The sequence below is a fragment of the Corallococcus aberystwythensis genome (assembly GCF_003612165.1).
In the GTDB taxonomy this organism is placed as follows: domain Bacteria; phylum Myxococcota; class Myxococcia; order Myxococcales; family Myxococcaceae; genus Corallococcus; species Corallococcus aberystwythensis.
Window position 1 is genome coordinate 24,267 of record NZ_RAWK01000021.1, and the last position, 12,616, is coordinate 36,882.

Annotated in this window: 9 protein-coding genes; all 9 read left to right on the top strand. The window is 64.9% G+C overall.

Annotated features, from left to right (window positions below; all coding sequences use genetic code 11):
* Window positions 1-14: 14 nt before the first annotated feature.
* The 9 genes from dapF (at window position 15) to D7W81_RS05495 (ending at window position 12,612) form a co-directional block, all read left to right on the top strand.
* A complete protein-coding gene (dapF, locus tag D7W81_RS05450) occupies window positions 15-866 on the top strand; it encodes a diaminopimelate epimerase (RefSeq protein WP_120554249.1) in 852 nt (283 codons plus the stop codon).
* A gap of 34 nt (window positions 867-900) precedes the next feature.
* Window positions 901-2,751, top strand: a complete 1,851-nt coding sequence (locus D7W81_RS05455; RefSeq protein WP_120554250.1) for a GGDEF domain-containing response regulator — start codon at window positions 901-903, stop codon at window positions 2,749-2,751.
* Window positions 2,752-2,775: 24 nt separating this feature from the next.
* Window positions 2,776-4,275: a DUF4388 domain-containing protein gene (locus D7W81_RS05460; RefSeq protein WP_120554251.1), complete on the top strand. Its 1,500-nt coding sequence runs from the start codon at window positions 2,776-2,778 to the stop codon at window positions 4,273-4,275.
* Between the two features lie 291 nt (window positions 4,276-4,566).
* The gene (locus D7W81_RS05465; RefSeq protein ID WP_120554252.1) at window positions 4,567-5,052 is read left to right on the top strand and encodes a glycine-rich domain-containing protein; all 486 of its coding nucleotides are present in this window, start codon (window positions 4,567-4,569) and stop codon (window positions 5,050-5,052) included.
* 46 nt (window positions 5,053-5,098) lie between these two features.
* The gene (locus tag D7W81_RS05470) at window positions 5,099-5,782 is read left to right on the top strand and encodes a class I SAM-dependent methyltransferase (RefSeq protein ID WP_120554253.1); all 684 of its coding nucleotides are present in this window, start codon (window positions 5,099-5,101) and stop codon (window positions 5,780-5,782) included.
* Window positions 5,779-6,660, top strand: coding sequence for a TauD/TfdA family dioxygenase (locus tag D7W81_RS05475; RefSeq protein WP_120554254.1), 882 nt, complete (start codon window positions 5,779-5,781; stop codon window positions 6,658-6,660). Before D7W81_RS05470 ends, D7W81_RS05475 begins: the two co-directional genes overlap by 4 nt.
* Window positions 6,657-10,991, top strand: coding sequence for an excinuclease ABC subunit UvrA (locus tag D7W81_RS42245; RefSeq protein ID WP_158621444.1), 4,335 nt, complete (start codon window positions 6,657-6,659; stop codon window positions 10,989-10,991). Before D7W81_RS05475 ends, D7W81_RS42245 begins: the two co-directional genes overlap by 4 nt.
* A complete protein-coding gene (locus D7W81_RS42250) occupies window positions 10,991-11,740 on the top strand; it encodes a class I SAM-dependent DNA methyltransferase (protein WP_244226978.1) in 750 nt (249 codons plus the stop codon). The genes D7W81_RS42245 and D7W81_RS42250 overlap by 1 nt, the downstream gene beginning before the upstream one ends.
* Window positions 11,737-12,612, top strand: a complete 876-nt coding sequence (locus tag D7W81_RS05495) for a CmcI family methyltransferase (RefSeq protein WP_120554258.1) — start codon at window positions 11,737-11,739, stop codon at window positions 12,610-12,612. Before D7W81_RS42250 ends, D7W81_RS05495 begins: the two co-directional genes overlap by 4 nt.
* The last annotated feature ends 4 nt before the right edge of the window (window positions 12,613-12,616 follow it).

The window sequence follows — 12,616 nt, forward strand, 5'->3', positions numbered from 1 at the left end:
CTACACTTGCCCCCGTGGACGCCAGCGAACGCATCTTCAAGTACCACGGGCTGGGCAACGACTTCGTCGTCCTGGACCGCCGCCGCACGGGCGTGGACATCGACGCGGAGCAGTCCCGCTGGCTGTGCGACCGGCGCCGGGGCATCGGCGCGGACGGGGTGCTCGCCATCCTCCCGGCGTCCCGCGGCCTTGCCCGCATGGTCGTCCACAACGCCGACGGCAGCATCGCGGAGATGTGCGGCAACGGACTGCGCTGTGCGGTGAAGTATCTGGTGGACCAGTCCGGCCAGCACCCCGCGCTCATCGACGTGGAGACCGGCGCCGGCGTGCTCACCTGCGAGCCCGGCTACGGCGACGGCGGCGTGGTGGGCGTGGACATCTCCATGGGGCCCGCCCGGCTGGTGGCCGCGAACCTGCCTTCCGGGACGACGGGCCAGCCCTTCGTGAGCGCCCCCGTGCCCGGCCATGAGGGCCTGCTCGGCACCGCGGTGAACATGGGCAACCCGCATCTGGTGCTCCTGGACCAACCCCTGGAGGCGGCCGAGCGCCTGGGCCCCGCCCTGGAGCGGCACCCGGCCTTCCCGGACCGCACCAACGTGGAGTTCGTCCGCGTGGACGAGGACGGACTCACCGTCGTCGTCTGGGAGCGCGGTTGTGGCCTCACCCAGGCCTGCGGCACGGGGGCCTGCGCGTCCGCGGTGGCGGCGGTGCTTGCGAAGCGCCTTCCCTCGAACGCCTGGCTGCGCGTCACCCTGCCGGGCGGCGACCTGCGCATCCGCGTTCCGAGCGACCTGTCCGACATCCGGCTCCGGGGCCCCGTGTCCTTCGTCTTCGAAGGCGTTGTCGCGCTTCCAAGGCCCCGATAACCTTCGGCTTTCCTCCCTTCGCCCCCCGAGCACCGTGGCCGGTCCCATCCTCGTCGTCGACGACGACCTGTTCTTCCGACAACTCGCCACGGACCTGCTGTCGCGCCGCGGGCACCGCGTGGTGGCCGTGGAGAACGCCACCCTGGCCCTGGAAGAGGTGTCCCGGGCGACGTTCGACCTGGTGCTCACCGACGTGGTGATGCCCGGCGTGGACGGCTTCGCGCTCACCGCGCGCCTGCGCGAACGCGACCCCGAACAGGAGGTCATCCTCGTCAGCACGCGCGACGACGTGCAGGGCTCGGAGGTCGCGCTGCGCCTGGGCGTGGCGGACTGCCTCGTCAAACCCATCGAGGAGTCGGACCTGCTGCTCGCGGTGGACCGCGCCATGGAGCGCGCCCAGCTGCGCCACGAACGCGCGCGGCTCCAGGACGAGAACCTGGAGTTCGCCCGCTTCCACAACCTCCAGCAGCGCTGCCTGGAGCTGCTCTCCCATCCGGACTTGGAGTGGCTCCAGGAGCGCGTCATCGCGGACCTGGGCGCGGTGTGTGACGCGCAGAGCGCCGCGCTGTGGGTGGTGGACGACCGGGGAGACCTGGCGCTGCGCTCGTACCGGGGCCTGCTCGACAAGCAGTTCCTGCCGGAGAAGATGAGCCCGGAGGGGCCGCTGTCCCTGCGCCTGCGCGAAGCCGCGCCGTGGCTCGCGCGTGATGAGCGCTCCCCGGTGCTGTACGTGCCGCTGGTGGCCGCGGGCGAGGTGATGGGCCTGGCGCAGCTGTCGGATCCGCTCACCGGCGACTTCCGCATGGAGCACACGCGCGACGCGAAGGTGCTGGCGGACTTCGCCGCGGTGGGCGTGAAGAACGGCCGCAAGCTGATGGCGCTCCAGCGCCTGGGCCTGCGCGACCGCGACACCGCCGCGTACAACCTCAGCTACTTCACCGACTACGCGTCCAAGGAGATCTACAAGGCGCGCAGGTACGGACGCACGTTCTCGCTGCTGACGTTCAGCATCGACAACCTGCCGCTGGTGCGCGTGCGGCTGGGCGCGCAGGACGCGAAGAAGGCGGTGCGCGGCATCATCAAGGCGCTCAGTAAAATCATCCGCGACTCGGACGTCATCGCGAAGGCGAGCGACCAGGAGTTCTACCTCCTCCTGCCGGAGACGGACTTCTTCGGCGCGATGATGTTCGTGCGCCGCGCCGTCGCCGCCGTGCGCGACGAGCCGGACGTGCAGGACGTGGAGCAGCGCCTGCCGCTCGCGCTCGTGGGCGGTGCCAGCACCTTCCCCAAGGACGGCGAGGACTTCGACGAACTGGTGCACCGCTGCCGCCGCCGCATGGACGAGCGCCGCGCGTCGCTCCAGCGCCGGCTGATGCTGGACGGGCTGCCGTTCTGGGACGAGGTGGACCTGCTGCTGGGCACGCCCAACAGCCCGCGCCTGCCCACGGACGACCGCGCGGAACCCAGCCGCCGGGGCAAGGTGGCGGACGTGCTCTTCGACGAGCTCCAGGTGGAGATCGCCCGGGAGCTGGTGCGCGACCCCGGCTCGCGCGGGCTGCTCTACGTGGGCGGTCCGGAGATCCGCGCGGACCTGCCGCTCGCGGTGGGGCTGGAGCAGGCGCCGCCGGACCTGTCGTCGCGCATCTACCTGTTGGGCCGGCGCGTGGATCTGGAGTCGCACGCGGCGCTCACGCCGGTGTTCCTGGAAGGGGATGAGCGGGTGGCGCGCCACGAGTTCATCCTCTGGCTGTCGGAGAGTGCGTCGTACGCGCTCATCCAGCGGCGGGGACGGGGCGCGACGTGGGGTTTCCACACCTCGGACACCGCGGTGGTGGACGGGCTCATCTCCAAGCTGCAGGCCGAATACGACCTGCAGCCCTACTGACGTCACGAAGCGGAGCAAGCGACCTTGGCCCAGGTGCGGAAGATCCTCATCGCCGACCCCGACCTCGACTCGGTGCGCGCCCTGTCGCGTGCGCTGCGCACGAAGGGCTATCAGGTGCACTACGCGCCGGATGGCTCGCGGGCGCTGGAGGTCGCGGTGCTCCGGCACCCGGACCTGACGCTCTTCGACGAGGCGTGCCGGCTCCTGGACGCGCGCACGTTCGTGCAGATTCTGCGCACCAACCCGCGCACGGAAGACATCCCGGTGGTGCTCACCACGTCCAGCCTGGACACGGACCGGGCGCGGGGCATGCGGGACGGCACGCTGCGCAAGCCGTTCAACCTGGACGAGGTGCTCAGCCGCATCGAGCACATCTTCCGGCGCAACGAAGCGGCCAAGGACCTCAAGAGCGAGCAGCAGGAAATCGAAGGGTCGCTCAGCCAGCTCAGCATCCCGGACCTCATGCAGATTCTGGGCATGAACAAGCGCAACGGGCGCCTGTCGCTGGAGCGCGGCGCGGAGCGTGGGGAGATCACCGTCTCCGACGGCCGCACGGTGAACGCGCGGCTGGGGAGGGTGGAAGGGGAGAAGGCGCTGTTCCGGCTCCTGTCGTGGACCGAGGGCAACTTCACCTTCACGCCGGGCAGCAGCGCCGCGCGTCCGCGCATCAACCGCGCCATGGACGACGCGCTCCTGGAGGGCATGCGGCAGTCGGACGAGGTGAACCGCCTGTTGCCGGGCCTGCCGCCGCGCCACACGCGGCTGATGCTGGCGCCGGAGGTGGACCTGTCCGAGGAGCAGCACCCGGTGACGGCGCAGGTGATGGAGCTGCTCCGCCAGCCCCGCGCGCTGGGCGAGGTGCTGGACCTGGCGCCCGCCACGGACATGGAGGTGCTGGGCGTGCTGTCCACGCTGCTCCAGAAGGGCGTGGCGCGGCCCACGGAGAGCGAAGGCCAGAACCTGGGCGGGGGCGACCTCATTGGCGCGGCGGAGGTGCACGCGCTGCGCGGGCGCCTCTTGCGCACGCGGACGCTGGCGAAGGTGGCGACGGCGAAGGTCTTCGTCTGTGGCAGCGGTTCATCCGCGGCGCGGCGCATCCTGGCGCGGGTGCCGGGGCTGGAGGCGATGTCGGCGGACCCCACCGCGGTGAAGAGCGGCTTCGGGACGCTGGGGCGTCTGGAGTTGAGCGAAGTGCTGAACGTGGACTTCTGCGTGCTGCCGCCCGCGGAGGCCGCGCGTCCGCTGTGGCGTCCGTTCAGCGCGGGGGCCATTGGCGCGCTGTTGATGGACAACTCGGAGCCGGCGGTGCGGCTGGCGCACTACCTGGCCTGGGAGGTCCGCATCCCGCTGGTGGTGGTGGGCACGGAGATTCCCGCGCCGTTGCAGGGCGCCCCGGCCGGCGTGAGCGCACCGGGTGAGGACCTCACGGAGGCCCTGCGCGCCATGCTGCTCCAGGCGCTCAACCCCGCGCCCACGCTGCCCGGCGTCACGCAGGTGCAGCGCGCCTCCGTGACGCCCCCGTAGATCTCTCGCGTCACATTTCAATCGGTCTCAACGCATGCCAGACAGGTCGTGGTGCGATTGAAAAGCGCGTTCGCCAAGTGCCGATTGCAATCTGGCTTGCGAACCGAGCGCCTGCGCGAAGGTAGAGGTCGGCCATTGGGTGCAATTTGCGCCAACTCTTCTTGGCGACTCGGCGCCCCGGGGACTCAGCTGCCTCCGTTACTCCCTCTTAAGAGGGAGAGACCGGGCAGCGCCTTGATCTATCCTAGGGGGTGGGATAGCTCTCAGCGTCGTACCTCACCAGGAGAAGCCATGGAATCGCAGGTGCTGAATCAGCCAATGACCTTCGAGCAGGCTCATGCATTCATTCGCGTGGACACGGAGCTTGCCCGTGCCCTTAATAGCGTCGCGGGGCTCGATTTCACCATGCTCAAGCGCAAACTCATGGAGGAGCAGGAATGGACGCTTGAGTACTGCGATGAGGTGGAATCACTCTATCGCAAGTTCCTCGCCCTCAACATCCGCTTCCCTGACAAGAAGATCTGCCCGACGGGCCCCATCGACGAATTCTGGCACGCGCACATCCTGGATACCCGTGCCTATGCCAGTGACTGTGAGCGACTCTTCGGACGAATGCTGCACCACTTCCCGTACTTCGGTATGCGCGGCCCGGAGGATCGCCAGGATCTGGAAGAGGCCTTCATGCAGTCCATCGATCTCTTTGTTCTTCACTTCGGTGTCGATCCAACTGCGGGTGACGCGCGCGCACGGAGCTGCCGCCCACAACGCTGCCCGTGAGGAGTTCTCTCGCTCGTTGCCCATGTAGCGGGCCGAAGGATTCCTCATGCGCGACCGCTTCTTCCATTCGCAAGAAGATGAGGAGCACCTTGAGGCTTCCAACGAAGTTTTCTGGAACTGCCTCCTCCAGCACATCCATGAGGATGACTGGTTACATCCTCCTGGCACAGCGCTGGATGTAGGTTGCCATCGGGGTGGGCTGTTGCTGCGCCTGCTTCGCCGCTGGCAACTTCGCCGTATCTACGGGATTGAGCCTATCGCGGAAGCGCGTGAGCACGCCGCCCTCCGCCTCAGTGGGCATGTTCCCTCCGTCGAGTTGCTCGATGCGTCCGGTTGGGAGCGAATTCCGGAGGGCTGCATCGACCTCGTCACCTGCCACGAAATGCTCTATCTGGAGCCGGATGTCAGTGGGTTCATGGCTCGCTTGCAGCGAGTGCTTTCGCAAAGAGGCCGGGCCTACCTCGTATTGGGATGCCATGCCGAAAACCCGGTCTGGCCCCTCTGGCGTCCCGTTCTGGAAGGCATGGGCCATCGTGTCTATGGCCATCGGCCCATGGACATCCTCGCTGCCGCAGGCGCCCAAGGGCTTCTCCCCTCGGTGAGACCCCTTCGCACATCAGGCTGGATAACCCACGACCCGCGACTGTCGACCTTCTCCTTTCCCAGTGTGGGCGACATGATGAGCCACCACTTCAAACATAAACTGCTCTTCAGATTCATGCGCTCATGACCCCCGTTCCCCTTCTGCCAGAAATTGTCGTCAGTGACATAGTCACTGATTGGCTCGCCTCTTCGAAGTACTCCAATTCTCTGGCGCTGGCGGACTTGGAGCAGACTGTGCTTCGTGGTGAACTCGACGACTCCTTTCTGCAATCAGATGCCTGGATGGGCTTCGCTGAGCGCGTCCACGAATTGTGGCGAAGGTACGACCACGTCGTGCTTCGTGGCGTGCCGGAGGTAGGAGATGGGGCTTCACTGTTGCTTGTGTCCCTCGCGCTCTCTCATCGCTTCAAACCTTACCGCAAGGACAAGGTTGTCAAACACTTCCGCATGTCTCCCTGGACCACGGACTTGTCGCATACGCTGAAGGAAGGCCATTTCCACACGGACATCAACACGGCTCCATTGCCTCCCGTGGTAACGGCCATTCAATGCAAGGTTCCTGACCCGGGCAGCCCGTCCCAGGGCGAGTTGCGAGTCGCTCGGCTGTACGAATTGCTGGCTGAGCTACGGCGACGCAACGCCTCAGCTACCCTCGCTTTCCTCCAGGAAACGGACGTGAGCATGGTCAATGAGACATCGCCCGGCGGGTGGATGGGATGCTGCATTGCCGAGGGGCGCATCCGGTTCCACCCCGAGACGCTCCGTGCGGGCCATCGCCGATTCGGCAAGAACCCGATTGATCTCGAAGCCCACCTCCAGCTCATTCATGATGCCGCGCTCTCTGTGTCCACGCCCATCCATCTGGGCGCAGGAGAGGTGCTTCTCGTGTCGAATACACGAGCCCTCCACTACAGAGGGGCATGCACGGTCGTCTTCCAATCGTTTCCTAGAGCCTTCACGTCTCGTGAAGTTTACGTCCTCCATATGCTGGACGAACCATCATGAGAAAAAGCAAGGCATCCACTTCGACGAAGAGCGAAGACCAGATCGAGGTTGTTGGGGCGGATACAAACAACCTCCAGTCCATCAACGTCAACTTCCCCTTGAACCGAGTGACGATGGTCGTTGGGGTATCGGGCTCTGGAAAAAGTTCGCTTCTGGAGGACACGCTCGCGGCCGAAGCGGGTCGGCGCATGGGCACGTTTCTCGGCATTCATCCTCCTCACATGGAAGGCCCCCCTCCACGGGCGTTCATAGGCCCCTTGCCGGCGGCCATCCACGTGGGACAAAGGACATTCAGGGGATCTGCCCGGACGACTGTTGGAACCAGCACCGGACTGCTCGCAACCCTGCGCAGGCTCTTCATGGCCGCCGGGCGCCCCTACTCGGACGAACTGAAGCGGGACGTGCCCGCCCCATCCCCGGAGAGTTATGCCGAGTGGTTGGTGCGGCACCACCGCGGCCCAGCTACCATCTGGGCCGCCCCCGTGCGCTTCGCAGCGACAGACGGTGTCAGTACCTTCGCGCGGTTATATGGCCTTGGTATTGACCAAGCCATTGTCCGCAGTGAGACAGACCGTCCTTCCGTATGGGAGAAGGGACGCATTGTCCGGTTGGCGCACGCCAAGCCCCTGTCTCCAACGGTCCGGCACATCATCGAGGCGAACATGGGGGGGCTGGACATCGGCCCCCGGACGAACGTGGGGAAGTTGAAGGCCCTTCTCACCAGGGCCTTCGAAGCTGGAGGGGGGACGGTAGTTGTGGAACTGCCGGGCGCGACACGGCCCGATTTGCAAGGCCCTTTCGGAGCACGACTGGATTCCTCTCTCCACTGCGTCGAGCCGGAATTTGCCACCTGTTTCCGTCTCCCCAGTTCCCACCTGCTCTCCTTCAATTCGCCTGAGCACCCCGAGAGTGGCGCGTGCCCGACGTGCCGTGGTCTGGGCCGCGCGGTCGTTGTCAACGAAGATGCGCTTGTCCCGCACCCCGAGCGCTCAATGCACGAGGGTGCCTTTGTTCTCTGGACAGAGAAAAACTACAAATATCTCAACGTCCAGCACGAGACGATTGAGGGATTGCGCGGCATTCGTGGCTTCTCTCCAGATGTCCCCTGGCTGCGCTTATCCGACGATGCCAGGCGGCTGGTATTGGATGGGGCCGGCTCCGACCTGGTGACGGACCGGGAGTGCAAGACAGGGCGGAAGATGAGCGCCCCCAGGCCGTTCGAAGGCTTCCGCAAGGCCATTATTGAGCGCGTGTCGCGAGGGACGAAGGTCGCCCAGAGCCTGGCTTTCCTCGTGCGTGAGGGCCCGTGCCATGACTGTTGTGGCACGCGTTGGTCCTTCCAGGCCCGTGCGCTGCGGGTTGGTAGCCTCGGCGTTCATGACCTACTGGCGCTCCCGTTCGCTGGCTTGTCAGAGCAGGCACAAGAGGAACACGCATTTGGTGGCTCCGTACCGCGCGAGTCCAAGGGATTGGTACGGCGTCTCCAGCAACAAGCCCAGTCGTTTGTTTCGGTGGGGCTAGGGCACCTGTCCGGAGACCGAGGAATGCTGGAGGTCAGCGGCGGCGAGGGGCGCCGGACCCAGCTCGCCGGCGTGCTGAATGCACGTAGCGCGGGTTTGTGCCTGCTCCTGGATGAGCCTGCCCGAGGACTTCATGACGAGGACCTCGTAGGGCTTGCGGAAGCCATTGCTAGCCTTGCGCCCCATCATACGGTGATCATGAACGAGCACCGGCAGGCGCTCGCCCATGCGGCTGACCACCTCATCCAACTCGGTCCAGGAGCTGGCGCTGCTGGCGGGTGTGTCGAGTATGAAGGACCCGTTGTGGAGAGTGCGTGGAAGCACCCGCCTTCCATCAAAAGAACGGTGCCACTGAAACAGGAACAGCCGCTGTGGCTTACCATCCAGGGCGCAACCATCCACAACCTTCGGGGCGTTGACTGCAAGCTGCCATTGGGACGACTGACGTGCCTGACAGGAGTCTCCGGCTCTGGCAAATCGAGCTTCGTGCGAGGCGCACTCTTGCCTGGCGTGCTCCGAATGCTGGACAAGACCATGCCATTGGCTGACTTTGACCTTCGTCCGGGGAACTGGAAGGCACTTAAGGGGGCCGAACGTCTGGAGGGGGTAGTCGCGCTGGACCAGGGGATTCCGCCCACGAATCGCCGCAGCATCGTGGCGACGTTCCTTGAACTGGCTGAGCGGCTGCGAACTGTCTTCGGTGCCTCCGAGCAGGCACGGTCCGCGGGGTTGAGTGCCAGCGACTTCGGACTGAACGCGGGCCAGGGGCGTTGCCAATTCTGCCTGGGGCTGGGGGAAGTCGCGGAGCATGAACTGTGGACAACCTGCCCTGTGTGCGGCGGCCTGCGGTACGGACAGGAGGCGCTGTCAGTGCAGGTTGAGGGCATGAGCATCGGGGACCTACTCGCTCTGCCTGTGTCCTCGCTGCGGAAGAAGCTTCCCTCCTTTCTTGCGACACAGGCGGGCGTTCTGGAGGAGATGGAGGAGTTGGGGATCGGGCACGTCAGTCTCGGCCGACGCGTGGACACGCTGAGTGGCGGCGAAGTGCAGCGCTTGCGCATTGCGCGCAAGCTGTCCGAGCACGGTTCGAGCCGACTACTCTTTGTCCTTGATGAGCCTGCGGCGGGCCTTCATTCACAAGACGTAGCGCACCTCGTGCGCGCGCTGGACCGCATCCTGCGGGGGGGCCTCAACACGGTGGTGCTGGTGGAGCACAACGCCGCCATCATCAGCGCGGCGGACTGGCTCATCGAGTTTGGCCCAGGTGGCGGGCCCCACGGAGGGCGGGTGATGGCGATGGGAACCCCTGCGGAGGTGCGTGGAACAGACACTGCAACGGGGCGCATGCTCGCGGGGCGGACCGTGCGAGCCAGACCCGGTCGCCGTAGCACTTCTCCTGCCCTGCCCTCGGAGCTGTCCAGGGAGGAAGACCTGCGCGGACAGGCAGTGCGGATGGGGGCGAGGATTCGCCAACTCATCGGTGACGACATCGCTCCCCCGGACCTTCCTGTGGAGCAAGTCGTCCCCGACCGGCCGGCGGTGCTCGTGGACGAACGCATGTGGAAGGGGCGCCGCCCTTGGGAGATCGGTGACCTGGACCAGGAGATTGCACGGCTGCTGCTGGATGTGCAGATGCGGGGTGCTCGTGCCGAGGACATCAACACGCTGGCGATTCAGTGGGAGAGGCATGGGGAAGGTCGCCTTGTCATCCACCCGTTCTTGAAGGAGCTCCAAACGTGGGGGGCTTGTCTGCCGCGCACCGCAGTTCAGGATGCGCGAAGCCATGCAAAAGCCATGGGGTTGCGGCTGCTGGCACCAAGCGGCAGTGAATTGAAAAAGGGCACGGATGTGGATTGGGGGCGAGTGCGTGCGACTGGGGAGCGCTTCGTGCCACGCCAGAAGGATCCTGCCGAGCGCAGGAGTCTGATCGCGGACGCACTGATGCTGGGCGCAGGGTATGTCGAACTCCATGGACCCAATGGCGAGTTGCACGGCTTCATCCAGACGCGATTGATGAATTTGGAGCAGGGCTTGGTAGGACCGATGGAGGCGGCGCCCTTTCACTTCTCTCGGCATGACCCTCGAGGCCGCTGTCCCACCTGCAAAGGCGGCGGCGGGGTTCTGACACTGAAGGAAGAACTTGTTATCGGTGACCGGCAAGCATCGTTGGAGGACGAGGAGTTCCTACAGCCAGCAGCAGCGGCGGTGATGAAAGGCGTGCGTCGTGCAGAAATGCTGCCCTTCTTCCTCCGTATGGCCGAGGAGGGATTGTGGGAAAAGGGAATGCCCTACCAACGGCTGGATGCCAGTTCGCGCAACCTGTTGCTGTATGGATGCTGGACGCGACCTGGCCATGGGACCTTCCTCAAGGATGCCAAGGCCGACGCTTCGGAGGTCAATGCCTGGCTGCGCTGGGATGGACTGTATTTCCACCTGGCACAGCAGTGCGCACGAAGCACGAACGCGAAGTGGACGCAGGCCGTGGATAGCAGTCGCTCCACAAGCAGATGTCCTATGTGCGAGGGGACTGGGCTCTCCGCTTCCGCGCGGCTGCTTCTACTGGGCGGACGCTCGCTTCAGGACTGGACGCGGGACGGCTCCCTTGTCGATTTCTCCCATGCGCTGGAGAGGCTACAGGCGTCCACTCCTCGCCAGGAGCGTACGCAGCGACGCGTTCTCGACTGCCTCGGTCCGCTGGTGGGCAAGGGACGCGCATGGAACATGCTCCAGTTGGCAGATGTGGAAGCGGTACGTGCTGCGGGGCAACAAATCGTAGGAGCCTTCACCGACATGCGTGCGGTATTGCCATAATGCGCCTTTTTGACGAGTTCGCACACCGCTACGATTTGCACACGCCACCTGTGCACTACCAACACGATCATGACTTCGTGCTTGAGACGCTGCGCTCCTGGTCCATGCCCTGTCATGTCTTGGACGTCGGCTGTGGAACGGGCGCTTTCCTTGAGAAGGCACTTCGGAACGGGATGCACGTTCGGGGCGTCGATGCTTCGCCGGGCATGGTGCGGGAAGCGGAAAAGCGGCTCGGGCGTGACGTTGTACGGGTTCAGCGGATGCAAGAGTTGGAGGAACAGTCGACGTACCACGCCATCGTCTCGCTCTCATGGACAATCAATTATTGCGAGAGTTACACAGAACTCGTGGACGTCCTGCACCGCTTCTATCAGGCGTTACGACCGGGGGGCGGTGTCGTGCTCCAGATTGCGCACGCGAAGCATGCGCCGGTGGAAGTGATGGAGGACCGCGAGCCAGGACCCGGAGGTCAGCCTGAGGATGTCCTCTTTCTCTATGGCTTCCGTCGGCCTCCAAATCAGTTGGATGAGTTGGAAGCGCAGTACGTGTATGCGTGCAAGTCACTAGGCGAAATGATGCACGAGAAACACCTGTTGCACGTAGCGGACGCCAGGGCCGTGGCCTCATGTGCGCAGAAGGCTGGCTTCAAGGATATCCAGTTGTTTGACTCCTTCCAGCGAAATGCGTTCTCTGGCGCGCTGAGTCCTTTCCTTGTCGCGCGCAAGTCGGGAGGAGGAGGGGAGACATGAGGGGGCGGATGCGTCTGAGCAGCCATGTGGTCTTCGTAGACTATAGTGCAGACGTGGAGGTGCAGCACACGGTACGCGGCACGACGGTGCGGGTCTCGCGCAAGACCTACGAAGAGTTGCTTCGCTTTCGTTCCTTCGCTGAATATGAGCCACACCTGGAGCCGTGGGTAGAGGCTGGCGTGTTGGTCGCTCCCTTCAAAGACACGCCAGAGGCGCACGGAGGTCTTCTACCGGGAACAGAAGCCTGGTTGGGAAACGCGTACCAGGAATGGTACTGGCGCCACGAGGTCGAAGCCGAGCGCGAGTATCGCTGGCTGGGGCACGTCGCGGTGAAGATGCCAATGGACCTGTTCTTCTACCAGGAGCTCCTGACGGGCTCAGGGATAAAGGCAGTGCTGGAGGTGGGATACGGGAGGGGGGGCGGGTTGTGGTTCTTCGCGACCATGTTGGCCCTTTGCGGCGGAGGCCGGGTGATAGGGGTAGACCGGGAGCAGTGCGATGAATGCCTACCACCCTTTGACCGACTCGCGCACGTGAAGGTGGAGCGGGTGCATGGAGATGCTCATGCGGCTGCAACGCTGGAGACCGTTCGTGCGCTGGTGCCGGATGGCTTTGGGCTCGTAGTGCTAGATGCTGATTCAAGGCCCGAGGGCAAATTGATGCTCTTGGATCGCTGGTCGTCGCTGGTCCGTCCAGGTGGTTACTTGGTGCTGGAGGACGTGGACAGCCCCGCTTGCAGAGAGGCTCTGGACTTGATCTCTCATGGGTTGGACCGCTTCCTTCTGGAGCGCCGGGATTTCAGCTTGGCACTGGAGGCAACCCGATTCCCTCTGCTCAAGTCACACGGCGCGGTGTTCCGGCGGATGGAGTAGGAAA

Coding starts and splice junctions, on each gene's coding strand:
- D7W81_RS05465 (WP_120554252.1), top strand. CDS start 4,567: ATGGAATCGCAGGTGCTGAATCAGCCAATGACCTTCGAGCAGGCTCAT.
- D7W81_RS42250 (WP_244226978.1), top strand. CDS start 10,991: ATGCGCCTTTTTGACGAGTTCGCACACCGCTACGATTTGCACACGCCA.
- D7W81_RS05470 (WP_120554253.1), top strand. CDS start 5,099: ATGCGCGACCGCTTCTTCCATTCGCAAGAAGATGAGGAGCACCTTGAG.
- D7W81_RS05495 (WP_120554258.1), top strand. CDS start 11,737: ATGAGGGGGCGGATGCGTCTGAGCAGCCATGTGGTCTTCGTAGACTAT.
- D7W81_RS05475 (WP_120554254.1), top strand. CDS start 5,779: ATGACCCCCGTTCCCCTTCTGCCAGAAATTGTCGTCAGTGACATAGTC.
- D7W81_RS42245 (WP_158621444.1), top strand. CDS start 6,657: ATGAGAAAAAGCAAGGCATCCACTTCGACGAAGAGCGAAGACCAGATC.